Source organism: Streptomyces sp. AP-93, from assembly GCF_022808175.1.
In the GTDB taxonomy this organism is placed as follows: domain Bacteria; phylum Actinomycetota; class Actinomycetes; order Streptomycetales; family Streptomycetaceae; genus Streptomyces.
In genome coordinates this window covers 44,304-69,005 of record NZ_JALGBX010000021.1, presented here as the reverse complement: position 1 = coordinate 69,005, position 24,702 = coordinate 44,304, and the positions used below count along the sequence as shown (strand labels likewise).

The following is a 24,702-nucleotide window of genomic DNA, read 5'->3' as shown; positions in this document are numbered from 1 at the left end:
GGACCCGGTGGGGTCCGCCGCTTACTTCGTGGGCTTCTTGCCCGTGATGCCCAGGTGGACCAGGAGCGCCAGGTTCGGCTTCAGTTCCGCCTGCTTGACACCCCAGGTCTGGAAGCCCTTCTGGTGCGAGGCGACCGCCGCGAGCATGGCGACCAGCGAACCGGCCATCGCCGCCGGGCTCACGTCCTTGTCGACCTTGCCCTTGGCCTGGAGCTCCTTCATCGACTCCGTCAGAGAGTTGGTGACGGAGTTGAGGATCTTCATGCGGATCTTGTAGAACCGCTTGTCGCCCTCGGCCGCGCCGAGGTCGACGACCCGCAGGATCGCGTCGTTGCGACGCCAGAACTCCAGGAAGCCGTCGACGAGTTCCTCGGCCGCCGCCCAGCCCGCCTTGCCGACCCACGCGCGCCCCTCGACCAGCGAGGTCAGTTGCGCACCCTCGCTGGCCATGCGCTCCGCGATCTCCAGGACGGCGCCTTCGACGTCCGGGAAGTACTGGTAGAAGGTCGCGGGGGAGGTACCGGCCTTGCGGGCGACGTCGATCACTTTGACGTCGCGGTACGGCGAGGAGCTGAGCATCTCGCTGAGGCAGTCGAGCAGCTTCTGCCTCGTCGCCTGACCGCGCCGGCCGGCAACGCGGCCGTCGACGGTGCGTACTTGTCCTGTCATGCCGTCAGCTTACCGAGGGGTGATCGGCGCGCGATTCGGCCGCCTGCAAATGGGGTTACGGGACGCCTGGCCTGGGCGTAAGCCCGTACCGCCCCGTCACCGCGGCCGATTCCGGCAGGGCGGGCGCCCCGGGCGCGCCGTCCCGGTTCGGACCCTATCCCCCGAATAGTCTTATCAACAGGCTGTGGACAAGTTTTCGGGCACATCATGATCCGGAGGACATGGCTGGGCGAGCGAGGCGGAACGTGCGCGGAGGGTGCACACCCTCGCACACCCCCGCACAACGGAAGGAACCGGGCTCATGGCCGCATTCGCGGAAGGCTCACCCTGCTGGGTCGACGCCTCCCTGCCGGACGTGGAAGCCGGCAAGCGCTTCTACGGTGAGCTCTTCGGGTGGACCTTCGCCGACAGCGCGGGAGCCGAGTACGGCCACTACACCCAGGCCTACAGCCGCGGCCGCAACGTCGCCGCCCTCGCCCCCAAGCCCGACGGCCGGATGCCGACCGTCTGGGGGATCTACCTCTACACCACCGACGCGTACGCCTGCGCCCAGCGCATCCGCGCCGCCGGCGGCCAGATGGTGATGGACCCGATGCCGGTCGGCCCCTACGGGACCGCCGCGATGGCCGCCGACCCCGGCGGGGCCGTCTTCGGCCTGTGGCAGCCCGGCACCCACCACGGATTCGACGCCCAGAACGAGCCGTACACGTACTGCTGGAGCGAGGTCTACACCCGCGCCCGCGACGCCGTGGACGTCTTCTACGCCAAGGTCTTCGGCTACGTCCCCGAGGACCAGAACGACGCCGAGTCGGGCATCGAGTACCGCGTCTGGTCCCCGCCCGGCACCGCGCCGGGCTCGGAGACCGCCGTCCTGGGGCGCAGCCTCATCACCGACGCCTTCCCGGAGATCATGCCCGCGCACTTCCTGGCGTACTTCGCCGTCCCGGACTGCGACCAGTCCGTGGCGATGGTGCAGCGCCTCGGCGGCCGGGTCACCGCCGACCCCTTCGACACCCCGTACGGGCGCATCGCGGTGGTCGCGGACAACCAGGGCGCGGTCTTCGGGCTGCTCTCGGAGCCCCGGACGAGGACTGGCGGCTAAGACTTGATCCGCAATTCACCAGAGGGCGAGCTGTGGGTTGCGGCCGGGGCGGTGTCCGGGCTTTCCGGTGTGGTCACGCACAGGGCGTGTCTCATCCGGGGTTGCTCGGGACCGTCGTCCGGCGGTTCGGGGAGCAGAGGTCGCACGGCGTTGCCGTGGGACTGCCACGCGACCAGCACCACGAGACGTGGTGGTCTGGCTCGGTGCGGTTGACTCCCGCAGGGCTTCTTCCAGCCCTTGTGCGAAAACGATCTGTGCGTGCCGGGACGCGGTGGTGTCCAGGTACGCGGTGGTGGGGTCGTCCACGTCGGTGAAGCGGACGAATGCGGCCAGCGCGGCGGATACGAGGTCGCGTTTCCCGGTGAGGCCGCAGGCGATGCACTTGTGCTCGCGGTCGCGGAGCGTCTTGTTCACGCGTTCGCCGCACAGGCAGTGCTGGGATAGGGCTGTGGACCAGGTGGAGGCCCGTACGAGTCGCCCGCCCGCAGCCGTGCACTCGCGGTCGAGTGCGGAGATGAGCAGGCCGGGGGTGGTCTGGGAAAGCCGTTTCCCCCACAGCCGGTACCAGGTGCGGATGTCGCAGTCCTCGACCACCAGCGTGGGGCCGTGGGCGGCGATGATCTGCCGGGCGAGGAGGCGGGCGCGGTGGCGGCGGTGCTCGGCGGCCGACGCGGCGGCCTCGGCCTGGCGGGCGCGCAGGCCCCTGTATTCGGTGGAGATCCGGTCACGGCGGAACGCCTGCTTCGGCACCCCGTCCGACCGGGCAGCGCGGGCGCCGCCGGGCACGGTGACGGCCTTCTCGGGCAGGCCCTTGGTTGCCCGGTGTTCGGCGCGGCGGATCTGCTTCTTCGACAAGCCGTATTGCGCGGTGTTGGTGGCCCGGCGGGAGCGCTCCAGCGCCCGCGCACGGCCGCGTCGCTTCTTCGCCGCCTGCTCCAGGAGGGCCTGTTCGGCGGGGCTCAGGATGATCTCGGTGGACTGCGGCTTGCCGTCGTCGGAGTCCAGGGTGGCGGGCAGGGACACGATCGAGACGTTGGAGACGTTGCCATCCACGCCGCCGATCCTGCCCATCCCGGCGGCCTGCTGGCGCATGTCCCGTACGGCTGGGGCGGTGTAGCCGGGGCCGAGGACCATCAGATGCGCCTCATACACCCAGCCGCCCGGCGCGGACGCCTTACGGCGGCGCACGAGATCGACCTTGTGCCAGCGGCCGGGATTCGACAGGAAATGCTCGACACGCGCCCACTGGCCGGGCCGCTGCGGCATGCGCACCGGGAGTACGAGGTCACCCCGGCTGGAGTCGGGGCCGCCCGCGAACACCACGGCGAGCGGGCCGGTGTGGTCCCACCACGTTGCCTTGCGGGTGCCCGGCTTCCCCGACGCCGTGGTGTTGCCGGTGGGAACAGCACCGGACGGCGCCGCCGGCACTCCCATCCGGCGCGGCTGCATCAGGGTGAGCTTGCCGCCGTCGGTGTGGGCCGTGACGTGGCCGGGCAGCGAGCCGACGAGACGGAAGGTCTCCCACTTGCGTTCGGCGGTGTGGGAGCGGGCACGGCCGGGAATGCCGGTGAAGTCGTACCAACGCCCGGTCTTCGGACGGCCGTGCCGCTTGCCCGTGGCGTCCGCGAACAGGTGGCGCTGTACGCCGTTCCACACCTCGTCGGCCATGTGCATCGCCAGGGCCTTCGAGGCGTGGTGCTTCAAATGCCCCGACGATTCCAGGTGCTTGTACGCGCACCGCTCCACCGCTTCACGGGACAGGCCAAGACGCTGCCGTACGGCCTTCGCCCCGTCCTCGTTGCGCTCGTGGAACGCGGACCAGTAGGCATCGACCCTGGCGCGGGCATCACGCTGGACGGCCCGCTTGATCGAGCCCATCGCCCGGAACAGCTTCTCCACGCGAGCCAGGGCGGCGGGGTCGGCGACGGCCAGCGGCAGCACCATCACCGACACCATCCCGTCGTCGGGCTTCTTCCACTTCGGAGCCTTGTTCTTGCCCCGGAACTTCCGCTGCGTCTGCGCAGCCCGCACAACCATCACCCCCCGTCACGACACGACTACCCTACGGTACGACATGTGGGTCATTAAGCTGTTCCAGCAAGAAAGGCCTTCGCGATCCCTGGACGCGAAGACGCCAAGCGGGCGGCGGCACGACCCCGCAGGCTCTTAGCCGGCCCCGGTCCCGCCCCCCGCCCGGTTACGGGTTCACGACGAGGTCGTCCCGGCGGCTCTCGGCGTTGAGGTGCTTGCCGTCCGCGTCGCGGTAGCGGGCGACCCAGGTGCCGGTCCCGTCGGCGGTGAACTCGTGGGCGAAGCTGCCGTTCGCGGCGGTCTTCGCATGGCCCTTGAAGACGTAGTCCTGGCTGCCGGTGGGCTGGAAGTAGAACAGCACCAGCTGGCCGCCGTAGGCCTTCGCCGGGGTCTCGTGCCGGAGCGTGCCCTTGATGGAGAAGCTCTGGCCCGTGCGCAGCGGCTCCGGCGCCGCGTTGAACTTCGTGAACTCCGTGGCCGTCCTGGTCAGCCGGACCGGGTCGGTGACGGAGCCCTGCATGCGCGGCGCGGCGGCGTACCGGAGCCGCCAGTAGCCGTCGGCCTCGCCCGGCAGCGCCAGGTCGAACCGGGCGGTGGCGAAGTCCACGGTGAAGACGTTGCGCGTCTTCCAGCTCGTCTTGCCGTCGGCCGAGTACTGCACCTCGACCAGGGTCGGCGTCTGGCTGAGGGGCTTGTGGGCGAGGCCCCCGGTGAACGTCACGCCCGCGGAGCCGATCGTGGCCTTGACGTCCGTGAAGAAGCCGGCCTCGACGACTTCGGCGTCGGTGTCGGCGATCGCGTACTGCAGCCAGGGGGACCTGCCGCCCGCCCACGTGGTTTTCACGGGGCGGTCGTGGACCATCCGCAGCTGCCGCTCGAAGCGGCCGTCCGCCTTCGTCCTGGGCTCCCCGGTGAGGTCCGCGAGCATCGGCGTGCCCTCGGGGACGGGCTTGCGCGTCCCGTCCCCGGCGATCCTGACGGCCTGGCCCGTGATCGTGGCGATCGAGCCGTAGCGGGTCTTGATCTTCCGGGATTCGGGGTCGAGGAGGATCTCGGCCTTCTGGCGGACCGCGCGTGCGGTGTCGCTGCGCCCCCCGGCGCTCACGTCCGGGGTTTCCGGGACCTCGACGCGCACCTCGGTGTGGTTCTCCGTACCCCGGAAGGTGAACGGGGAGGAGAGGTGGCCCTGTGCGTCCGTGGTCGCCTCCTGCGAGGTGCGCTCACCGGAGAGGTGGACCTTGGTGTTCCGCAGCGGGGCGCTCGCCCCGGTCCGCGGGTCGAAGGTGGTCACGTCCGCCGACACGGTGGTCTCGAGGCGGTCGAGGGACACCCCGTCCACCACGTCGACCTCGGTGACCACCGCACGCAGCCGGTAGTCGAAGTCCCCGCAGACGACGGGCTCGGTTTCGGAGCCGACTTCGAGCGTGTAGATCCCGAGGGCGGCCGGCTTGAGCGGCTCCGAGACCAGCTGGAAGTCGGGGAGGATGCCGTCCGGGTCGGTCACCTTGCGGAACGTGTCGACCGCGGCGACGCGCAGTCCCGTCTTCTTGTCCCGCAGGTGGACGACGAGGCCGTCGGGCACGCCCGTCCCGTCCGGCTCGCTGTGGACGACGAGGGACCCGTCCTGCCGGGCGGACATCTCCGGCGGACAGGGAGAGGACGCGGCCTGCGCCGGCCCGGGCGCGGACGAGGCCTGCGCCGTTCCCCGTACGACGGCGGCCTGCGCCGCCCCCGGTATGGCCTGCGCCGCCTCCCCCACGGCCAGGCCCCCGAGCACTGCTGTGACAACGACGACGGCTGAGGTCAAACGGTGACGCACGGATCCCCCCGGATGATGACGAGCTGAACGGCTGCTAGACCCGCGACACCCCCCAGGGGTTGTACGCCTTTCCCCGCAGCCCCGTACGGTGCCGCCCGCCGTGCCGGGGCCGGACCAGGCGCGGGCCTGACAGAATCGGGGGTGCGCGACCCGGGCGGCCCCCGGGGGTGAGACGCTGCTCGGGGCAGGCCCCGCGGCGGCTCGCGCGCATCCGGTGACGTGACGGCGATGACGGCGATGCCACCGGCGACGGCTGGAAGAGCGGGGCCCGTGAGGGACCCCGTACGGGGATGGGTGTGGAGGCGAGTGGTGGAGCAGCTGACGCAGCACGACCCGAGACGGATCGGCCCCTTCGAGGTGCTGGGACGGCTCGGCGCCGGCGGCATGGGGCTGGTCTATCTCGCCCGGTCGGCGTCCGGACGCCGGGTGGCGATCAAGACGGTGCGCACCGAGCTCGCCGAGGACCAGCTCTTCCGCGTCCGCTTCACCCGTGAAGTGGAGGCGGCGCGCGCCGTGTCCGGCTTCTACACCGCGGCCGTCGTCGACGCCGACCCGCGCGCGGCCGTGCCGTGGCTGGCCACCGCGTACGTACCGGCGCCCTCCCTGGAGGAGATCGTCCACGAGTGCGGGCCCATGCCCGCGCAGGCCGTACGGTGGCTCGCCGCCGGCATCGCCGAGGCGCTGCAGTCCATCCACGGGGCGGGCCTGGTCCACCGCGACCTGAAGCCCTCCAACGTGCTCGTCGTCGAGGACGGCCCGCGCGTGATCGACTTCGGCATCGCCAGCGGGGTCTCCAACACCCGCCTGACCATGACGAACGTCGCCGTCGGCACCCCCGCGTACATGTCGCCGGAGCAGGCCAAGGACTCGCGCAGCGTCAAGGGCGCCAGCGATGTGTTCTCGCTCGGCTCCACGCTGGTCTTCGCCGCCACCGGGCACCCGCCGTACCACGGGGCGAACCCGGTGGAGACGGTCTTCATGCTGCTGCGCGAGGGCCCCAACCTGGAGGGGCTCCCCGACGAGCTCCGCCCGCTGATCGACTCCTGCATGCAGATGGACGCCACGCAGCGGCCGACCCCGGCCGACCTGCAGGCGCAGCTCGCCCCGCACCTCTTCGAGGGCGGCGACGAGAGCGGTACTGCCTCGGCGTGGCTGCCCGAGCGGGCCGTCGCGATGATCGAGGCCCGGCGGGCCGGCCACCGCAACGCCGCGGCCGCTGCCCATGCCGCGGCGGCCGCCGTGCCCAAGCCCGCGCTTCCCCGGGCGGGCGTCTCCGCACCCATCGAGAGCGTCGGTCCCGCCTCCGGCCGCGCGTCCGGTGGTGCCTCCGGCCGCGCCCCCGGTCCCGGGTCCGGTCCCGCGTCCGGTCCCGCCACGCACCGCCGACAGCGCGGCGGAGCCGACCCCTGGACCGACCCGCGGACCGGCCAGGCCGTCCCGCAGCGGCCCGAGCACCCCCCGATGGCGCCCTCGGGCGAGCCCGTGCGGCTCGGCGGCTCTCCGGTGCCGATCGGCCCGGGCCCGCAGGCCTCCGCCTCGGCGCCGGCCGCCCACGCCGGCTCCGCCGCGGACTCCGCGACCGGCTGGATCCGGCCGCCCGCCGGCACCCCGGTGGCGGGCCCCGCGCCCTCGGTCGTCGTACCGAGCCCCGGCCCGGCACCCGACAGCGGCCGCTGGCGGCCCTGGCGGTTCCGGATGTCGAACGAGGTCTGGGGCACCCCGACCGTCGCCGGCGACCTGCTCTACGTCACCTCCTTCGAGGTGCACGCCCTGGACGTGGCCAGCGGCCGCCGCCAGTTCAAGACCCGCGACGTGGCCTGGTCCATGGCCGTCTCCGACGGGCGCATCCACGCCTCCGACGGCCCCTCCCTCTACGCCCTGGACGCCACCGACGGCTCCGAGCGGTGGCGGCTGTCCGCCGATGCCTGGGTGTACGCCCTGCGCGCCGACCGGGGCACCGTCGTCACCGCCACGCGCGGAGGCGGCGTACAGGCCTGGGAGTCGTCCAGCGGGCAGAAGCTGTGGGAACTGACCGGCGCGCAGAGCGAGTTCGAGACCGCCGAGGCGGCCCCCGTGCTGCACGACGGCACGGTCTACGTGTGGCAGGACGCCCGGCTGCGCGCCCTGGACGCCCGCTCCGGCCGCGAGTCCTGGTCGTATCCGGTCGGCGACGCCGCTTCCTGCGGGAACGTGCCCGTCCGGGTCACTCCCGCGCCCGACGGCAACGTCTACGTCGCCGCGGGCACCCGGGTGATCTCCGTCGACCGGGCTTCGGGCCGGGTGCGCTGGCACTTCGAGGCGCCCGCCGTGTTCCTCGCGCCCCCGGCCTTCGCCCCCGGCGCGGCCGTCACGGGCGGCGGGGTCTACCTCGCGGACTACCTGGGCACCGTCTACGCCCTGGACGCGGCCACCGGCAAGGACCGCTGGCGCATCGCCACGGAGCCCCGGCAGGCCGCCGACGCGGTCCTCGTCGCCGCGGGCAACGTCCACCTGGCCGCGGGCAGCGCCGTGTACACGCTCGACGCGGTCACCGGCACCCCGAAGTGGCGGTTCGCGGCGGGCGGCGAGATCACCGGTTCCCCGGCGGTCGCGGACGGCCGGGTCCACTTCGGATCGGCCGACCACTGCCTCTACACCCTCGACGCGGCGGGTGGCCAGCTCCGCTGGAAACTGGCCACCGGCGGGGAGATCACCGGGGCCCCGGTGGCCGAGGCGGGCGTGGTCTACGCGTGCAGCAAGGACCGCTGCGTCTACGCGCTGGACGCCGCCAAGGGCACGGGGACCCGTACGGGCGGGTGACGCGGCTCGGCCGCCGCCTGAGCTGCGGCTGAGCCATCCGGGGGCCCGGTCGCGGCCCCCTCGGGGTCGCGCACCGCACGAGGAGTGACAGGATGGACCCCATGAGCAACGTATTCTTCGACATCAAGATCGACGGCCAGGACGCCGGTCGCATCGTCTTCAACCTCTTCGACGAGACCGTCCCGAAGACCGCCCAGAACTTCCGCGAGCTGTGCACGGGCCAGAACGGCTTCGGCTACGCCGGCTCCGGCTTCCACCGCGTCATCCCGCAGTTCATGCTGCAGGGCGGTGACTTCACCAACCACAACGGCACGGGCGGCAAGAGCATCTACGGCGAGAAGTTCGCCGACGAGAACTTCACCCTGAAGCACGACCGTCCGTACCTGCTGTCGATGGCGAACGCGGGCAAGAACACCAACGGCTCGCAGTTCTTCATCACCACCGTCGTCACCTCCTGGCTCGACGGCAAGCACGTCGTCTTCGGCGAGGTCGTCGAGGGCACGGAGATCGTGGACCGCATCGAGAAGCTCGGCACCGCCTCGGGCTCCACGCGCGGCAAGATCGAGATCGCGACGTCCGGCGTCGTAGAGGCCTGATCCCCACCCCGCCCGCAACGGCTGGCCGGCCCCGCCCCCTCAGGGGGGACGGGGCCGCCGTCATGTCGGGGGGCCGCTCGCCGCATCGGCGGGATCCGTCAATGCCCTGCCCCTCGGAGTGCTCATGGCTGTTCACCTCGCGGCGAAGGTAGAGGATTCGCTACACTCGCGGTGTGGACGAGTGGGAGATCCGCGTGACCGACGAGTTCCTGGTCTGGCTTCGCGCGCTGGACGGGCCATCCAAGGCGCAGATCGTCGATGCCATCGACCGGCTCGCCGAGGGCGGGCCCGGGCTGGGGCGCCCGTTGGTCGACCGGCTCGAAGGATCGCAGGTCCACAACCTCAAGGAGTTGCGGCCGGGGTCGGCAGGCCGCTCAGAGGTCCGGATCATCTTCGTGTTCGACCCGTGGCGGTCAGCGATCCTGCTGGTGGGCGGTGACAAGTCGGGGGACTGGTCCGGTTGGTACCGGCGGGCCATGCCCCGGGCGGAGGAGTTGTACGCCCAGTACCTGAAGGAACGGGAAGAAGAGGAAGGGCAGCGATGACGAACTTTCCCAAGTGGAGTGACGTGAGGTCCGGCATCGTTGAAGATGCCGGTGGCGAGGAGAGCGTGACCGAGGCGCGCAAGCGCAACCAGGCCTACATCGATGGCCACAGGCTCGCCGAACGCCGCACCAGCCTTGGCCTGACCCAATTGGAGGTGGCCGAGCGGATGGGCATCACCAAGAGCCGCGTCTCGCAGATCGAGCGTGGTGAGGTTTCCACGGTTGAAGCAATCGCCCGTTATGTCCGGGCTCTTGGCGGCCATCTCCAGATCTCCGCCGTTTTCGGAGACGACATGTACATCCTGCGTGGCACTGACACGCACGCCGCTTAGCGCGTAGAGGCCTGATCCCCACCCCGCCCGCAACGACTGGCCGGCCCCGCCCCCTCAGGGGGGACGGGGCCGCCGTCATGTCAGGCACCTCATACCTGTGGCTCGGCTAGGGTCGCACCCATGGCTGACTTCCTGCAGGTGTCGACAGCGACCGCGGACCGCGAATCGGCCGAGGAGCTCGCCCGGGGGGCGGTACGTGCCCGACGAGCTGCCGGCGCCCAAGTCGTCGGCCCGGTGTTCTCGGCCTTTTGGCATGAGAGTGAGTTCGGTACGGGGGAGGAGTGGCAGCTCCTCTTCAAGATCAGAGCAGACCAATATGCGGAGCTGGAGCGCCATCTCCTCGAGCACCACCCGTGGAAGAACCCGGAGATCACGGCCGTCCCCATCGTGGCGGGAGCGCCCGACTACCTGCGGTGGCTCGCGACGAACGCAGCCCCTGAGTACGGGAACTAAAACGTCAGTCCCTCGAACGCTCCAGCACAGCGGCAACCGCAGGTGCCGAGCGGTGGTCACCGAGTCTGTGGAGAGCCGGGGCGATGCGCTGCCGCGGGCGTACGGACGCCACACCGGCCGCCAGGTCCAGCGAGCGATGGACGACGCTCGCTGCTTCTTCGATCTCACCCCCTTGCAGGTATGCCTCCGCCAGCCAGGTGAGGTACAGGCTCTTGTCGCGGGCATTGTTGTCGTCGAACTGGTCGAGTGCACTTTCCAGTACCGGTACGGCTCTCAGCGGTCGGCCGAGTTCGGTCCAGCACCGACCAGTCATGATCATCAGCTCTACCCGGTCGACCCACGAGGCCCAATCCGGCTGAGGGGTGTCGTCCCTCTCGTGGAGAGCCGCCTCTGCCGCGCTGAGCGCCGCCTGAGTCGCCGAGCTGTCGCCGACGAGGGAGCACGCCCACGCGTGGCGCTCATGGAGCAAGGCACGAACGCTGGAAGGCGCGGCCGGCCCGGCGGCTTGGCAGGAGCGCACGGCGATTTCCAGACCGGCCTTCCGGTCACCGTTGACGCGCTGGTACGCGAGGAACGCTAGAGCGTTGCCTGCAAGTGGTCCGTCGCCGGCCTCCGTGGCGGCTTGGTGGCTGATCTCGTACAGATTCGTTGCCTCGGACTGCTTGCCGCAGTCGAACGCTGCCCAGCCTGCCTGTTGAGCCTGCTCAGCCAGCACCGAAAGAAGTGCTCGCCCCGTGGGCTCGGTGTAGCTCGCCTCTCGGATGAGGCCCTTGGTGGCCTGGTATTCCCCCACGTACACCCGGAAGGTGTCCCCTCCTCCGAGGATGTTGTCCAGGCGGCGCAGGCGGGCTGTGCGTTCCCTCAGCTGTTCGGGAAGAGCACTTGAGACGCGACCTCTTCCGGCGATGGGTTGAAGGTCGGGCAGAGCTACAGCCAACCCGGTCAGGACAGTTGTCTTGAAGAAGTCCCTGCGCTCCACCGATTCCTCCCCGCTTCCCACAGGACCCATCGCGAGCGCGGCTGCGCTGAGTGGTTGGTGTGCTTCCCGCCATCGGGGAGCCAGGCCGAGAAGGTGGCCGGGGATCCGCAACCCGTCGGAGATCGCCGCGATCTTCTCGAAGGTGGTGACACTTCCTTCGCCGCGCGCCAACAGGCCAACGCGCTCGGGCTTCATGTCGCACGCGGCGGCGATCTTTGAATAGCTGATTCCCGCCAGGTCACGTGCGATTCGGAAGACGCTGCCGAAGTCGTGGCATGCGATTGCCGCTTGTATCTCCGCATGGTGGAGAAGTTCGGGTGGCAGTGCAGCAGAAGACTCCGGTGCGGTCATGAGATGCCCCATCACGCGTACTGGTGACAGTGTGTCGACCAGGTCTGCACAGCAGGCTACCCATCAGGGGGACAGCTGTGGGTGGGAAGCCGGTGCGGCTGCCCCGCTGGAGAGTTGGGGACGACAGACCCCCGCGACCGCAGGAACGGTCCGGGGGCGTGGCCAACGCTTCGAAGGAGCGTCAGCATGGGGCATTTTATCGGTCTACCGGCAGGCGGAGTCGAGGTCGTCCGTCGGTGGCGGCGGGAGACGCGGTGTGTGCCGCTCGCGCGGGCGGAGTTGCGTAAAGCCCTGGTCGACTGGGGGTTTGCCGAACTGGAGGGGGATGCGCTGCTGGTGGTGTCCGAGCTGGTCACCAATGCCGTGCGGCACGCCGTCGCGCCCAGGGACCGGGAGATCGAGACCCGGTACGTGCGGCTGCCCGACGGGGTGCGGATCGAGGTACATGACGTGTGTGTCGGGTGGCCTGAGGCCGATGTACGGGACCCCGGCGTGCCGGACCCGGGCGCGGACGGCGGGCGCGGGCTGCTCCTCGTCGCGGCGGTCGCGGACCGGTGGGCCGTGGGCGAGCGGCTCGGGCCGGGCAAGCGGATCTGGGCCGAGCTGTCCGTGAAGGGGGTGGGGGCGTGACGGAGCGGGTGGTGAGCCCGTCGGACTGGTCGCTGGCCACCGACCGTACGGGCAGCGGGCCCGTGTACGAGGCCGAGTGCACGTCGTGCCTCGACGGCTCCGGCCCGGCGGACGACGAAGAGACGCCAGGAGTGTGGTGCCTGCGCCATGCCTGCCGTACGGGACACACCGGCTATCGCCGCCTCGTGACAGGCTTCCAGCGCGCGAGCCGGGGACCGTGACGGGCTACATGTGGTCCTGCGGTGGGGGCGGCCAGGGCGACGGGGCCGGGGGGTGGGCCGGGTCCTCGACGGGTGCCGGTGCCGGGTCCGGCTGCGGCTCCGGAGCGAGCCGGTCGCGGCGGCGGGGCCGACCGCTCATCACGGCCGCCGCGAGGATGAGCAGGGCGCCCGCGCCGAAGGCGTTGGCGAGGCCGTCACCGAGCCCCGTGCCGTCGCCGCCGACGGACAGGCTGCCCGCGGCCTGGCCCTGGCGGACCATCCAGAGCACGGCGAAGCCGAGGACGACGACGCCGGACAAGGCCATGAGCAGCCGGGAGCGCAGCACGATCGCGACCAGCGCGAGCAGGGCGGCGAAGAGGAACGGCAGCAGGAGGGAGCCCAGCAGGGCTGCCTTGGTGTCGGTGATCCCGGCGCCGGTGAAGAGCTCCTGGATGCGGTAGTCGCGTCCGTGACGGCCGTCGTACCAGGCACGGAAGGGGCTCCAGACGGCGGCCGTCGCTCCGATCAGACCCAGGATCGAGCCGAGTACGTTGCGGATCATGCCCGGCCCTCCGGGGGAGTGGGTCTGGATCTCGATCCCGACGCTACGCCCGCCCCCGGAGTCCCGCACGCGGAGTCCCGCCCCCGGAGTCCTACGAGGGGAGCGCCTCGGGCCTCCTGATAGCGTGCCGCGGGTTGTTCGACGGGGAGGGGTGCAGGTCATGGTGGTCACCGGGCGGCGGGTCAGGCTCACGGCGGTACTGGTGGGCGTGGTGCTCGCGCTGACCGGGTTCTCGTCGACGGGCGGCAGCGGCAAGAGCAAGGGCAAGAGCAGCGGGGGCGGGTGCTCCAGCTCCAAGAGCAAGTCGAAGACGAAGAGCTACGGCAGCACGGGCGGGAGCGGCAGCGGTAGTGGCTCCACGACCACGGCCACGGCCACCCCGTCCCGGCCGCTCGCGCACGCCGTGGTCATCAGCTGCGTCGGGCCGTCCGGGGTGAAGGCCACCGTCGAGGTCACCTCCCACTCGGCGGCCGGGCACACCTTCCGCGTCCCGCTGGCCTTCGAGGGCGCGTCCGGCCGGGTCGACTCCGGCTCCGTGGACCTCGCGCTCAAGGCGGGCGAGAGCCGAAGGGTCGACGTGCCGATGACGAGCCCGGCCAAGGCGGGCGAGGTCCAGCGCTGCACGGTGGGCACGGTCCAGACCCTCTCGACCGCCTCGCCCACCCCGACGTCGACCTCCACCACCGGCGGCAGCACGGGCGGGAAGACCACGAGCAAGCCGAAGCCCAGGTCCACGAAGAAGACCCGCTAGGGGCGGCGGGGGCCCGGGAAGGGCCCCCGCCCGGCCGGCCCCTCCTCAGCGGATCCGGGGCTCCGGTCCCGCCCCGCGCCGCCCGGCGAACAGTTCCGCCTGCCGCTCGGGCGGCAGGTTCCCCAGTGCCACCAGCCCCGGAGCCTGCGCCAGCGCCTGCGCCAGGGTGGCCTGCTTCGCCGCCCACAGGGACCGTACGGTGCCCTGCACGGCCTCCGACGGGAAGCCGGCCAGCGTCTCGGCCGCCCGCAGGGCCGCCGGGAGCAGCGCCTCGGGCTCCGCCAGCTCCGAGACCAGGCCGATCTCGTACGCCCGCCGCGCGGAGAGGCGTTCCGCCGTGCCCATCAGGGACATCCGGGCGGCCTCGCCGAAGGGCATGCGCTGCGCCATGTAGATCGCCTCGTAGGCGCTGACCATTCCGTAGCTGGTGTGCGGGTCGAAGTAGGTCGCGGAGGCGGAGGAGATGATGAACTCCGATTCGCCCAGCAGGTAGAACGCCCCGCCGCAGGCCATGCCGTTGACGGCGGCGACCACCGGCTTCCACAGGTCGTTGGCCTTCGGCCCGATGGCGACGAGCGGGTCGTCCACCGAGTACGGCGAGGAGGGCTGCGGCACCTCCACGCCCCGGTCGATGCCCGTGCAGAAGGCCGCCTGCCCGGCGCCCGTCAGCACGATCGCCCGTACCTCGTCCTCGTAGCGCAACTCCCGCCACACCCGGGCCAGTTCGGCCGCCGTCGCCAGGTCGATCGCGTTGTGCTTGCGCTCCCGGTCCAGGGTGACGACCGCGACCCCGGTGGTCTTGTCCCGCTCCACCCGCAGTCCCGGTGCCCGGTCGGCCGTCATGACTTCTCCAGCACCCAGCGCGGCACCGCCGTCCCGCCGGTCTCGCTGAACACCACCTGGACCCGCGCGCCGATGCGCAGCCGCGCCGGGTCCATCGAGTCCAGCGGGGCGTCGGCGGAGGTGACGAGGTTCCCGACGAGGCGGATCTGCGGGGCGTCGGCCAGCTCCACGAGGATCACGTTGTACGGGGCCTGCACGGCGTACGCGGGCAGCAGCGGCGGGTGCGGCTGTACGTACGACCAGATCCGGCCCCGGCCGCTCATCAGGCGCCATTCGGAGTCGAAGGACCGGCAGTGCGGGCAGCAGGGGCGGGGCGGGAAGCGCAGTTTCCCGCAGGTGGGCGCCGCGCAGGCCTGGACGCGGAGTTCGCCCTGGGCCGCGTACTCCCAGAAGGGGGCCCCGTCCTCGTCGGGGACGGGGAGGAGGAGTTCGTCCGTGGGCGTCGTGGGTGTCGCGGGTGTCGGCGGTGGCGTCGCGGGCGTGGTGGTGGACGTCGTCGTCATCGTATTCTTCAGCTCCTCGGGTCCTCAGGCGCGCAGCAGGATGGCGGACGTCGGGACACCCTCGCCCGCGGTCACCAGGCAGGTCGCGGCGTCGGGCACCTGGGCGGTGGAGATGCCGCGGAGCTGCTTGACGCCCTCGTTGATCAGGTTGAAGCCGTGCACGTAGGCCTCGCTGAGGCCGCCGCCGCCGGTGTTGATGGGGAGCCGGCCGCCGATCTCCAGGGCGCCGCCCTCGGTGAAGGAGGCGCCTTCGCCGCGCCCGCAGAAGCCGTAGCCCTCCAGGGAGAGCGGGATCAGGGGGGTGAAGGCGTCGTAGATCTGGGCGACGTCCACGTCCTGGGGCCCGAAGTCGGCCTGTTTCCACAGGTGTCGGGCGGCGGTCCAGGCGGGGCCGGACAGCGGGTCGTCGTTCCAGTAGTTGACCATGCCGTGGTGCTGGGAGGGCAGGCCCTGGGCGACGGAGTGGACGTAGACGGGCTTCTGCCGGCAGTCGCGGGCGCGCTCGGCGCTCACGATGACGCAGGCCAGCGCGCCGTCGGTCTCCAGGCAGTTGTCGAAGAGGCAGAGCGGGTCGCTGATCATGCGGGCGGTCATGTACATCTCGCGGGTCAGCGGGCGCTCGTACATCATCGCGGCCGGGTTCTCGTTGGCCCGGTTGCGGCAGGCCATCGCGACGTTGAAGAGGTGGTCGCGGGTGGCGCCGTACTCGTGCATGTAGCGGCGGGCCAGCATGCCGATCTCGTCGGCGGGGCGCAGCAGGCCGAAGGGGCGCGTCCACTGGCCGGGGGTGGGGAGCTGGACGGCGGTGTTCTTCCACGGCCGCGGCCCCGAGCCGCGCTTGCGCGAGCGCCAGGCGACGCCGACGCTCGCCTGGCCGGTGGCGACGGCGGCGGCCAGGTGGCCGACGGTGGCGCAGGAGCCGCCGCCGCCGTAGCCGATCTTGGAGAAGAAGGTGACGTCGCCGGCGCCGATGGCTTTGGCGACCTCCACCTCGTCGGTCTCCTCCATCGTGTAGGAGGAGAACGCGTCGACCTCGGACGGGTCTATGCCCGCGTCGTCGAGCGCCGCGAGTATGGCCCGGCAGGCCAGTTCCTTTTCGGACTGCGGCAGTTGTTTGGCAAAGGCGGTCTGCCCGATGCCGACTATCGCCGTAGCGTCCTTGAGTGTTGCCGCCATCGCCACCTCCGGGGTGCACCAGTACTGACAGCCGCGAAGGCTACAGCTAATCTGACGGATAGTCAGCTACTGGTGTTGCAGGGAGGGGCGGACGATGGCCGAGGACGCACACGGGCTCGCCGAGACGACGGGGGCGGGGGCGCCTCCGGCGCCGGGAGCGGGGCGGGGAGGGGGCCCGCGGGCCGGTACCGCCGCTGCGAGCGCCGGTCCCGCAGGCGGGTCCGCAGGCGGCGCCGCCGATCCGGGCGCCGAGTCCCGGCCCGGGACCGTGACCGGCGTCGCCGCCGGGCGGGAGCCGTGGGCCGCACCTGCCCCCAGGGGCGGGTCCGCCCCGGGCTCTGCGTCGGGTTCTGCCCCGGGGTCCGGAAGTGGCCCCGGGGCTGCGGCCGCAGCCGAGGGCCTGACAGGTTCGGCGGGCCCGACGGCCCGGGCCGTCGCCGCGGCCGGGGCCGAGCCCGCCCCGGTGGCCCCGGTGGCCCTGGTGGCCCCGGTGGCCCCGGGGGCCCTGGCCGCCCCCGCCGACTCCGGCCTGGAGCATCGTGGCGACCTCGCCTGGACCAGCATCGGCGGGCTCGTCCGCGATGCCGCCGCGCGCTTCGCCGGGCGTGAGGCCGTCGTCGACGGGCGGGTCCGGATCGACTACGCGCAGCTCGGCGAGCGTGTCGAGCGGGCCGCCGCCGCCTGCATGGCGGCCGGTGTGGAACCGGGGGACCGGGTTGCCGTCTGGGCGCCCAACACCCTCGAGTGGATCGTCTCCGCGCTCGGCGCCGTCTCCGCCGGAGCCGTCCTCGTGCCCCTCAACACCCGTTTCAAGGGCTCCGAAGCCGCCTACGTCCTCGAGCGCAGCCGCGCCCGGCTCCTCTTCGTCACCGGCACCTTCCTCGGTACCTCCTACGTCGCCTCCCTGCGCCGCGCCGCCGCCGAGGGCGAGGGCTCCGGCCCGCTGCCCGGCCTGCCGCACCTGGAGCAGGTCGTCGTCCTGTCCGAGGACGCCCCCAGCTGCTTCCGCACCTGGAAGGAGTTCCTGACCGGCGGCGATTCCATATCCGCCGAGGCCGTCCGCGCCCGCACGGACGCGATCCCCGCCACCGCCCCCTCGGACATCATCTTCACCTCGGGCACGACCGGCAGCCCCAAGGGCGCCGTCATCTCCCACGCCCAGACCCTGCGCTGCTACGAGGTCTGGAGCGAGCTCGCCGGACTGCGCGAGGGCGACCGCTACCTGATCGTGAACCCCTTCTTCCACACCTTCGGCTACAAGGCCGGGGTCATCGCCTGCCTGATGCGCGGGGCCACGATGGTCCCCCAGCCCGTCTTCAACGTGGACACCGTCCTCGCCAACATCGCCGCCGAGCGGATCTCCGTACTCCCCGGCCCGCCCACCCTGCACCAGTCCCTCCTCGACCACCCCCAGCGCGACCACCACGACCTCTCGGCCCTGCGCCTGGTCGTCACCGGCGCCGCCGTGGTCCCCCTCCAGCTCGTCGAACGGCTCCGCGGCGAGCTGCACATCGGCACCGTCCTCACCGCGTACGGACTCTCCGAGGCCAGCGGCATCGTCACGATGTGCCGCCGCGGCGACCCGGCGGAGATCATCGCTTCGACCTCGGGCCGGGCCATCCCCGGGACGGAGGTCAGGATCGTGGACCAGGCCGGCGGGCCGCAGCCCGCCGGCCGGGCCGGGGAGGTGTGGGTACGCGGCCACAACGTGATGCGGGGCTACTTCGAGGACCCGGCCGAAACCGCCGAGGCCATCACCCCCGAGGGCTGGCTCCGCACCGGCGACGTCGGCGTACTCGACGCCGCCGGGAACCTGCGCATCACCGACCGGATCAAGGACATGTTCATCGTCGGCGGCTTCAACGCCTACCCCGCCGAGATCGAGCAACTCCTCGGCCTGCACCCCGACATCGCCGACATCGCGGTGGTCGGCATCCCCGACCCGCGCCTGGGCGAAGTCGGCAAGGCGTACGCGGTGCGCCGCCCCGGCGCGGTCCTCACGGCCGACGACCTGATCGCCTGGTCCCGCCGGGAAATGGCCAACTACAAGGTCCCGAGGGAGGTGGAGTTCGTCTCCGAACTCCCGCGCAACGCGAGCGGAAAGGTCCTCAAACGCGAACTCCGCACCCGCTGAGGCGCCAAACAACGTCTCGGCGGCGCCCAGGAGTTCCGCGTGGCAGGCGTCGAGTCCCCGGCTCAGTCCGCCCCGAGGATGCGGCGCATGCGCCGCTGCGGCTCGCCGGTGGCGAAGCCGGCGCGATGGGAGGACCCGGCGGTGCGCTGCACCTCGCGGAACCCCTGGGCGTACGCCCGGTTCATATGGCGTTTGGTGACCCGGAACGCCGAAGCGTCGTACGTGCCGAACCGCCCGGCGAGCCGCAGCGCCGTGGCGAACAGGTCGATGTCGGGAACGACCTGGTGCAGCAGGCCGTCGCTCAGCGCGTCCTCCGCCGACCACGGCTCACCCGAGATCAGCATCTCCTGCATCAGGGACCGGCCGAGGGCACGCTCCAGGGCGTACCCGGCGTACACCCCGGCCATCCCCAGCCGGAACTGCGGCATCCGCAGCGAGCAGCTCTCGGCCCCGACGCGGTAGTCGCATGCGAGGGCGAGCAGCAGGCCGACACCCATCACATGGCCGTCCAGGGCCGCCACCACCGGTTTGGTGATCTCAAGGGCCGTGACGCACAGGTCGGCGATGTCGTCGCTCCACGCGTCGACCTCCGCACCGCCCACGAAATGCTGCATCTCGTGGAAGTCGCCGCCCACCGAGAAGGAGTACGTCTCGTCGGCGCGCAGCACCACGGCCCGCACTGCCGGGTCGGCCTCCAACTGTTGCAGCAGGTCCCGTAGTTCGCGCATGCGCCGCCGGCTCAGTGCATTCGCGTGGTGCGGGCCCGTCAGCACCACGACCGCCACCGGGCCGTGGCGCTCGCACCGGACCGTGTCCCGGTCGGACCGCACAGCGGGTTCCGTGCGGGGCGTGACCCCGGGCGGTGCGGTCGGGTCACCGGCAGGCATGCGGGCTCCAGGGGGAGAAGGGACGGGGCGGGGCGGTCGGGGACCGGACGATCCGTGCGGGGTCAGCTCCACGCGAGCAGCAGCACACTTCCCAGCGCGAGGACGACCCCGATGTGCTGCACCTTGCGGATGCGCTCCTTGAGCACGATCCGCGCCAGCAGCACCGTGCTGATCGGATACAGCGAAGCCAGCAGCCCGACGATGGCGAGGCTGCCCGACTTGACCGCGACCAGGAACAGGATGCTCGACCCCATGTCCAGCACCCCCGACAGCAGCGCGAGCCGGGCCGGAGTGGCCGGCATGCGGAGCGACGTGCGCCGTACCAGCGCCAGCACCAGCAGCAGGCTCAGCGAAGCACAGCGCGCCCACACCAGCGGCCACAGGCTGGAGTCGCTCGGGGTGTGCGCCAGCAGCACGAAGAACAGCCCGAACCCGGCGCCGGCCAGCAGCGCGAGACCCACGCTGCGGGCCATCTTGCGCCGGTCGGCCGCACCCTCGGAACCGTCCCCGGACAACGACACCATCAGCACCGCCGCGAGGGCGCACAGCACACCGATCACGGCCAGGCCGGTGAGCCGGTCACCCGACAGCACCCCGGCGATCACCGGCAGGGCGGCTGCCGCCGCCGCGGTCGTCGGGGCGACCAGGCTCATCACGCCGTTGGCCAGCGCGTGGTAGAGCAGGATCGCCCCCAGGCTGCCGCACAGTCCCGCGAGCCCGCCCCAGAGGGCCTCAGACCAGCTGGTCCCGCCACGGGAGAGGATCCCGGCGAACGCCAGGGCCGTCAGCAGACCGGCGGTGTTCGACCAGCAGACGACCACCGCCGCGCGGGCGTGTTTCGCCGCCAGACCGCCGACGAAGTCAGCAGAGCCGAGCACCATCGCGGACGCGAGGGCCAGGAACAGATTCACCGGTTACTCCTTGAAAGGTGCGGGAGGCGGTCCCCGGCGGGGGACCGCCTCGGTCAGCGTTCGCAGCGGTCGGCGTTCGCAGCGGTCAGGGTTCGCAGCGGCCGGACGCTACGGACGGCTCGTCAGATATCCGCCCATGGTGCGGAAGAACTCCACCCCGGACAGCTCCCGCCCGTCGTCGGTCCGGACCCGCTCCACCACCACTCCGTACTCCGTGCCACGGCGCGCGTCGGGCCCGCAGACCACGGCGACACCCTCACCCTCCGGCCGGAACACCCGGCCGACGGTTCCGCCGAGACGGAGCTTCGAGACCGAGGCGGCCAGGATCCGGATCCGCTCGCCCTTGTAGTACGCGAAGGCGTTGGGGTAAGGGTCCACTTGCGCCCGGACCAGGTTGCCGATGTCCCGCGCGGACCAGGTCCAGTCGACGCGGCTGTCCTCGATCGACCGCTTGTGGAAGAACGTGGCCTGTGCCGGGTCCTGCCTGGTCCATTCGGTACGGCCGGAACCGATCAGGTCGATGGCCTCCAGCGTCGCCGGCGCGAACAGCTCGACCGTCTTGTGGAACAGGTCCGTGACGGTGTCCTTTTCCTCCACCGCCACCCGCTGCTGCACCACGATGTCGCCGAGGTCGAAGTCCTCGTTCATGAAGTGCACGGTGACACCGACCTCGGACTCACCGTTGACCAGCGCCCAGTTCAACGGCGCGAAACCGCCGTAGCGCGGCAGCAGCGCGTCATGGACGTTGATGGCGCCGTAGGTGGCCAGCCCGTAGATCCGCGGCGCCACCCAGGTGCGCCAGTCCGAGGAGACCAGCAGGTCCGGCCGCAGCCGCTCCAGTTCCTCGGCCACCTCGTCGTCGTTGGCGTACTTCCGCTCCAGTACGGGTATGCCGTGCCGCTCGGCCAGCTGAACGACCGAGTCGTTCCAGATGGTCTCGTACACGTGGCCGCTGGCGGGATGGGTGATGACCAGCGGAACCTCGTGCCCGGAGGCCAGCAGGGCCTCCAGGACGCGGTGCCCCCAGGTCTGGTAACCCATGAAGACGATGCGCATCGGGTTGGCCTCGTTCCTTTCGTTCACAGTCGCGTTCACAGTCGCGGTCACAGTTGCGGTTGCGGTTGCGGTCGCAGTCACGGTCTCGGTCCCGGTCACGGGCGGGTCAGGGGCAGGGACCACACGTACGCGAAGCCCGCGCCCGACTTGTGGTCGAAGGTGTCGCCAGCCTCGTACGTGGCCAGCCGGCCGCTGTAGCGGGAGTTCTCGGAGCGGCGTCCCACCACCGTGGCCGAGCCCTTGTACAGCTCCATCGTGATCTCACCGGTCACCTGGGGCTGCAGCGTCGCGACGAAGCCGTCCAGGGCGCGGCGCAGGTCGGAGAACCAGTAGCCGTAGTAGGCGAGCTCGGAGTAGCGCAGGGCGAGGGACTGCTTGTGGTGGAGGGTCTCGCGGTCGAGGACGATCGCCTCCAGCTCCTCGTGCGCGGCCATCAGCACGGTCGCGGCGGGAGCCTCGTAGATGCCGCGGGTCTTGAAGCCCACGATGCGGCTCTCGACGATGTCGATCCGCCCCACCCCGTGCCGGGCGGCCTGCGCGTTCAGCCGCCGCACCAGCTCCACCAGGTCCAGCTTCTCCCCGTCGAGGGCGACCGGGACCCCGCCCTCGAAGCGGATGGTGACCTGCTCGGCCTGTTCCGGAGCGGACTTGGGGTCGGCGGTGAGCTGCCAGGCGCGCGGCGGGGGAGGCAGCTCGATGTCGTCCAGCTCGCCGCACTCGATGCTGGTGCCCCAGATGTTGGTGTCGATGCTGTACGGGTTCTCCTTGGTGACGGAGACCTCGATGCCGTGCTCGCGTGCGTACTCCAGCTCCGACTCACGGGTGGTCAGCTCCCAGTCGATGACGGGGGCGAGCACCTTCAGCCCGGAGTCGAGGGCGGTGACGCTGGTGTGGAAGCGCACCTGGTCGTTGCCCTTGCCGGTGGCGCCGTGCGCCACGGCGTCGGCGCCCTCGGCATGCGCGATCTCCACCATCCGCTGGGCGATCAGCGGCCGGGACAGCGGTGCGGCCACCAGGTACTTGTTCTCGTACCGGGCGTGCGCCTGCAGGGCCGGAAGGGCGAAGTCGGTCAGGAAACGCTCGGCGAGCGGCTCCATGTACACCTTCGACGCCCCGGTGCGCAGGGCGCGTTCCTTGACGGCTTCCAGGGATTCGAGCTGGCCGATGTCCGCGCAGAAGGCGATGATCTCGGCGTCGTACCGCTCCTTGAGCCAGTGCAGGGCCACGGAGGTGTCGAGGCCTCCGGAGTAGGCGAGAACGATCTTCATGGGTACTCCGTGGTGTGGTGTGTGATGTGGGCCGGGGACGCCGGGTCGGCCCCCGGGGACGGCCGGGGGACGCCGGGTCGACCCGGGGACGGCCCGGGGGCGGGGGCAGTGGGCCGGCCGAGCTGCCCCCGGACCGGAGCGGGTCAGCGCTGCTCGGTCAGCGGCAGGTCGGCGGTGACGGTGTCCAGGACCTTGGCGAAGTCCGCGCCGCCGGCGATCTCCCGGGCCGCCCGGAGGGTGGCGGCGTGTGCGGTGTCCAGCTTGCCGCGGGTGCTCTCCAGCCACTCCGCGTGCCCCTCCACTGCCTGCCGCAGCTCGGCGCGGACCGCCTCGACGCTCTGCGGGGAGGTCCCGCCGGGGCTGGTGTAGCTGGTCACCGCGTTGCGCGGGGCGAACAGCCCGGTGAGTGTCTGCGCGTCGACCGGGTGGCCGAGTTCGGCGAGGATCTCCGCGCCCGCCGCGGTGTCCCGCAGCGTCGCGCCGCGCTTGAGCAGGGCCCCGACCAGCGAACCGGCCACGTGGTGCGCCTCACGGAAGGGAAGGCCGCGGTCGGACACCAGGTAGTTGGCAAGCTCGGTCGCGGTGGAGAAGTTGTCCCAGCACAGGTCCTCGCCGCGCGCGCTGTTGAACCGCAGCCCCTTGGTCTGCCCGGCGACGATCCGCAGCGTCGACAGGTAGGTGTCGATGGCGTTCCACAGGTACGGCTTGTCGTCCTGCAGGTCGCAGCTGTAGCCGAGGGTGACGCCCTTCGCCATGGTGAGCAGCTGGACGAGGGTTCCGGCGGTACGGCCCGCCCGGCCCCGGGTGAGCTCGGCTACGACCGGGTTCTTCTTCTGCGGCATGATCGAGCTGCCGGTGGCGTACGCGTCGGGGACCTCGACCAGGCTGTACTCGTGCCCGCTCCACAGCACGATCTCCTCGGCCATCCGGGAGAGGTTGTTCCCGCCGATCGCGAAGGCCGCCGCGCTCTCGATCAGGTGGTCGCGGGCGCTGGTGGCGTCCAGCGCGTGGCTGAGCACCCCCCGGAAACCGAGCAGCCGGGCGGTCAGTTCCCGGTCCAGCGGGAAGGAGGTGCCGGCCAGTGCGCACGCGCCGAGCGCGGACTCGTCGGTCCGGTCGAAGACGCCGCGCAGTCGCCGTACGTCACGCAGCAGCATGCTCGCGTGCGCGGTCTTCCAGAAGCCCACCGAGACCGGCTGGGCCGCCTGGCTGTGCGTATAGCCGGGGAGGATCGCGAGGAGGTCCTCCTCCGGGAAGGACAGCAGTACGTCGACGAGCGCCAGGTTCGCGGCGACCGCGTCGAGCTGGACGCGGCGCAGGTACATGCGGGCATCGGTGGACACCTGGTCGTTGCGGGACCGGGCCGTGTGCATGTGGCCGCCGACCTCGCGGCCGAGCTCCTCGATGACCATCTGCTCGATGTTGAAGTGCACGTCCTCCAGCTCGGGACGCAGCCGCAGCTCACCTCGCTCGTGCCGCTCCCACAGCCCCAGCAGCGCGCCGAGGATGGCCCGTGCGTTCTCGACGGGGATGATCTCGCGGCGGCCGAGCATCAGAACGTGGGCGATGTCCTGCCACAGGTCGGCGAAGACGAGCCGTACATCGACATCGGTGGTGAGCGTGTAGTCGAGCACATCGGGGGTGATGTCCTCGTCGAACCGGCCGCCCCACAACTTGTCAGTCACTGTTGTCCCTTTACATACGTCACATACGTGAATGTCCGGGCCGGCCGCTCCGGCCGCTACGGCCGTGCCAGCTGTTCCAGCCGTCCGGGCGGCGCCGGAGGAACGGCCCGTACGGGGGTTCCTCCGGCGCTCAGCATCTCCGCCGACGGCTGCCCTGATTCTTGACGGGGTGACAACAGGCTGTCCACGGCGGTCCACTGGCCATGACCTGCCGTGTCCGCCTCCGGACAGTCACCAGCGCCTGGTCGGGGCCGGTGGGGCTGGGTGGGGAGTGGCCGGTTCCGGGCGGTCTGGGGGGCAACGGAGCGTGATTCAGACTGGTTTCGCCGGGGCGGGCCGGGCAGCATGGCCGCATCCGGCCATGGCCCTTTCTGGACGCCGACAGCCCTTTCGCCGGCCCGCCGCGAACGGCCAGCATCG

General features: G+C 71.5%; 23 protein-coding genes. 10 read left to right on the top strand and 13 right to left on the bottom strand.

What is annotated here, in order from left to right; genetic code table 11:
- Positions 1–21 precede the first annotated feature (21 nt).
- Complete coding sequence (locus MTF69_RS29935) at positions 22–669, bottom strand: TetR family transcriptional regulator (RefSeq protein ID WP_243339306.1); 648 nt, start codon at positions 667–669, stop codon at positions 22–24.
- A gap of 301 nt (positions 670–970) precedes the next feature.
- On the opposite strand from MTF69_RS29935, the gene MTF69_RS29930 reads away from it, so the two are divergent.
- On the top strand, positions 971–1,771 hold the full coding sequence (locus MTF69_RS29930) for a VOC family protein (protein WP_243339305.1): 801 nt from the start codon (positions 971–973) through the stop codon (positions 1,769–1,771).
- A gap of 15 nt (positions 1,772–1,786) precedes the next feature.
- On the opposite strand, the gene MTF69_RS29925 is transcribed toward MTF69_RS29930, so the two are convergent.
- Complete coding sequence (locus tag MTF69_RS29925) at positions 1,787–3,808, bottom strand: transposase (protein ID WP_243339304.1); 2,022 nt, start codon at positions 3,806–3,808, stop codon at positions 1,787–1,789.
- 160 nt (positions 3,809–3,968) lie between these two features.
- Positions 3,969–5,609, bottom strand: coding sequence for a hypothetical protein (locus MTF69_RS29920; protein WP_243339303.1), 1,641 nt, complete (start codon positions 5,607–5,609; stop codon positions 3,969–3,971).
- Between the two features lie 321 nt (positions 5,610–5,930).
- Between MTF69_RS29920 and MTF69_RS29915 the strand changes: the two genes are divergently transcribed.
- The 5 genes from MTF69_RS29915 to cutA all read left to right on the top strand — a co-directional run bounded on the left by MTF69_RS29915 (position 5,931) and on the right by cutA (position 10,346).
- Entirely contained in the window at positions 5,931–8,420 is a 2,490-nt protein-coding gene (locus tag MTF69_RS29915) for a PQQ-binding-like beta-propeller repeat protein (protein WP_243339302.1), read from the top strand.
- Positions 8,421–8,521: 101 nt separating this feature from the next.
- Positions 8,522–9,016 carry a peptidylprolyl isomerase gene (locus MTF69_RS29910; protein ID WP_243339301.1) on the top strand — a complete coding sequence of 165 codons (495 nt, stop codon included), beginning with the start codon at positions 8,522–8,524 and terminating at the stop codon, positions 9,014–9,016.
- 173 nt (positions 9,017–9,189) lie between these two features.
- Positions 9,190–9,561: a type II toxin-antitoxin system RelE/ParE family toxin gene (locus tag MTF69_RS29905; protein WP_243339300.1), complete on the top strand. Its 372-nt coding sequence runs from the start codon at positions 9,190–9,192 to the stop codon at positions 9,559–9,561.
- Positions 9,558–9,893 carry a helix-turn-helix domain-containing protein gene (locus MTF69_RS29900; protein WP_243339299.1) on the top strand — a complete coding sequence of 112 codons (336 nt, stop codon included), beginning with the start codon at positions 9,558–9,560 and terminating at the stop codon, positions 9,891–9,893. Before MTF69_RS29905 ends, MTF69_RS29900 begins: the two co-directional genes overlap by 4 nt.
- Before the next feature lie 120 nt (positions 9,894–10,013).
- Positions 10,014–10,346 (top strand): divalent-cation tolerance protein CutA, encoded by a 333-nt coding sequence (gene cutA / locus MTF69_RS29895; RefSeq protein ID WP_243339298.1) that lies wholly within the window; start codon positions 10,014–10,016, stop codon positions 10,344–10,346.
- Positions 10,347–10,350: 4 nt separating this feature from the next.
- On the opposite strand, the gene MTF69_RS29890 is transcribed toward cutA, so the two are convergent.
- Entirely contained in the window at positions 10,351–11,676 is a 1,326-nt protein-coding gene (locus tag MTF69_RS29890; RefSeq protein WP_243339297.1) for an XRE family transcriptional regulator, read from the bottom strand.
- A gap of 186 nt (positions 11,677–11,862) precedes the next feature.
- Between MTF69_RS29890 and MTF69_RS29885 the strand changes: the two genes are divergently transcribed.
- Both MTF69_RS29885 and MTF69_RS29880 read left to right on the top strand, forming a co-directional pair.
- On the top strand, positions 11,863–12,306 hold the full coding sequence (locus tag MTF69_RS29885) for an ATP-binding protein (RefSeq protein WP_243339296.1): 444 nt from the start codon (positions 11,863–11,865) through the stop codon (positions 12,304–12,306).
- The gene (locus MTF69_RS29880; RefSeq protein WP_243339295.1) at positions 12,303–12,527 is read left to right on the top strand and encodes a hypothetical protein; all 225 of its coding nucleotides are present in this window, start codon (positions 12,303–12,305) and stop codon (positions 12,525–12,527) included. Before MTF69_RS29885 ends, MTF69_RS29880 begins: the two co-directional genes overlap by 4 nt.
- 4 nt (positions 12,528–12,531) lie before the next feature.
- Here MTF69_RS29880 and MTF69_RS29875 read toward each other — a convergent pair whose 3' ends face one another.
- Positions 12,532–13,068 carry a hypothetical protein gene (locus MTF69_RS29875; RefSeq protein WP_243339294.1) on the bottom strand — a complete coding sequence of 179 codons (537 nt, stop codon included), beginning with the start codon at positions 13,066–13,068 and terminating at the stop codon, positions 12,532–12,534.
- Positions 13,069–13,228: 160 nt separating this feature from the next.
- Here MTF69_RS29875 and MTF69_RS29870 point away from each other — a divergent pair, with 160 nt between their 5' ends.
- Positions 13,229–13,819 (top strand): hypothetical protein, encoded by a 591-nt coding sequence (locus tag MTF69_RS29870; protein WP_243339293.1) that lies wholly within the window; start codon positions 13,229–13,231, stop codon positions 13,817–13,819.
- A 45-nt stretch (positions 13,820–13,864) separates the two neighbouring features.
- Here MTF69_RS29870 and MTF69_RS29865 read toward each other — a convergent pair whose 3' ends face one another.
- The 3 genes from MTF69_RS29865 to MTF69_RS29855 are packed head-to-tail and all read right to left on the bottom strand — an operon-like array spanning position 13,865 to position 16,341.
- Positions 13,865–14,662 carry an enoyl-CoA hydratase/isomerase family protein gene (locus MTF69_RS29865; protein WP_243339292.1) on the bottom strand — a complete coding sequence of 266 codons (798 nt, stop codon included), beginning with the start codon at positions 14,660–14,662 and terminating at the stop codon, positions 13,865–13,867.
- On the bottom strand, positions 14,659–15,165 hold the full coding sequence (locus MTF69_RS29860) for a Zn-ribbon domain-containing OB-fold protein (protein ID WP_243339291.1): 507 nt from the start codon (positions 15,163–15,165) through the stop codon (positions 14,659–14,661). The genes MTF69_RS29865 and MTF69_RS29860 overlap by 4 nt, the downstream gene beginning before the upstream one ends.
- 24 nt (positions 15,166–15,189) lie before the next feature.
- Positions 15,190–16,341, bottom strand: coding sequence for a lipid-transfer protein (locus tag MTF69_RS29855; RefSeq protein WP_243339290.1), 1,152 nt, complete (start codon positions 16,339–16,341; stop codon positions 15,190–15,192).
- A gap of 529 nt (positions 16,342–16,870) precedes the next feature.
- On the opposite strand from MTF69_RS29855, the gene MTF69_RS29850 reads away from it, so the two are divergent.
- Positions 16,871–18,475: a FadD3 family acyl-CoA ligase gene (locus MTF69_RS29850; RefSeq protein ID WP_243339398.1), complete on the top strand. Its 1,605-nt coding sequence runs from the start codon at positions 16,871–16,873 to the stop codon at positions 18,473–18,475.
- A 62-nt stretch (positions 18,476–18,537) separates the two neighbouring features.
- Here the strand turns inward: MTF69_RS29850 and MTF69_RS29845 are convergent, their stop codons facing one another.
- The 5 genes from MTF69_RS29845 to argH form a co-directional block, all read right to left on the bottom strand.
- Positions 18,538–19,305 carry an enoyl-CoA hydratase/isomerase family protein gene (locus MTF69_RS29845; RefSeq protein WP_243339289.1) on the bottom strand — a complete coding sequence of 256 codons (768 nt, stop codon included), beginning with the start codon at positions 19,303–19,305 and terminating at the stop codon, positions 18,538–18,540.
- A 119-nt stretch (positions 19,306–19,424) separates the two neighbouring features.
- Positions 19,425–20,273, bottom strand: coding sequence for a DMT family transporter (locus tag MTF69_RS29840; protein WP_243339288.1), 849 nt, complete (start codon positions 20,271–20,273; stop codon positions 19,425–19,427).
- A 108-nt stretch (positions 20,274–20,381) separates the two neighbouring features.
- Positions 20,382–21,329, bottom strand: a complete 948-nt coding sequence (locus MTF69_RS29835; RefSeq protein ID WP_243339397.1) for a methionyl-tRNA formyltransferase — start codon at positions 21,327–21,329, stop codon at positions 20,382–20,384.
- Between the two features lie 95 nt (positions 21,330–21,424).
- On the bottom strand, positions 21,425–22,597 hold the full coding sequence (locus MTF69_RS29830) for an argininosuccinate synthase (protein WP_243339287.1): 1,173 nt from the start codon (positions 22,595–22,597) through the stop codon (positions 21,425–21,427).
- 143 nt (positions 22,598–22,740) lie between these two features.
- Positions 22,741–24,282, bottom strand: a complete 1,542-nt coding sequence (gene argH, locus MTF69_RS29825; RefSeq protein WP_243339286.1) for an argininosuccinate lyase — start codon at positions 24,280–24,282, stop codon at positions 22,741–22,743.
- Positions 24,283–24,702: the final 420 nt, after the last annotated feature.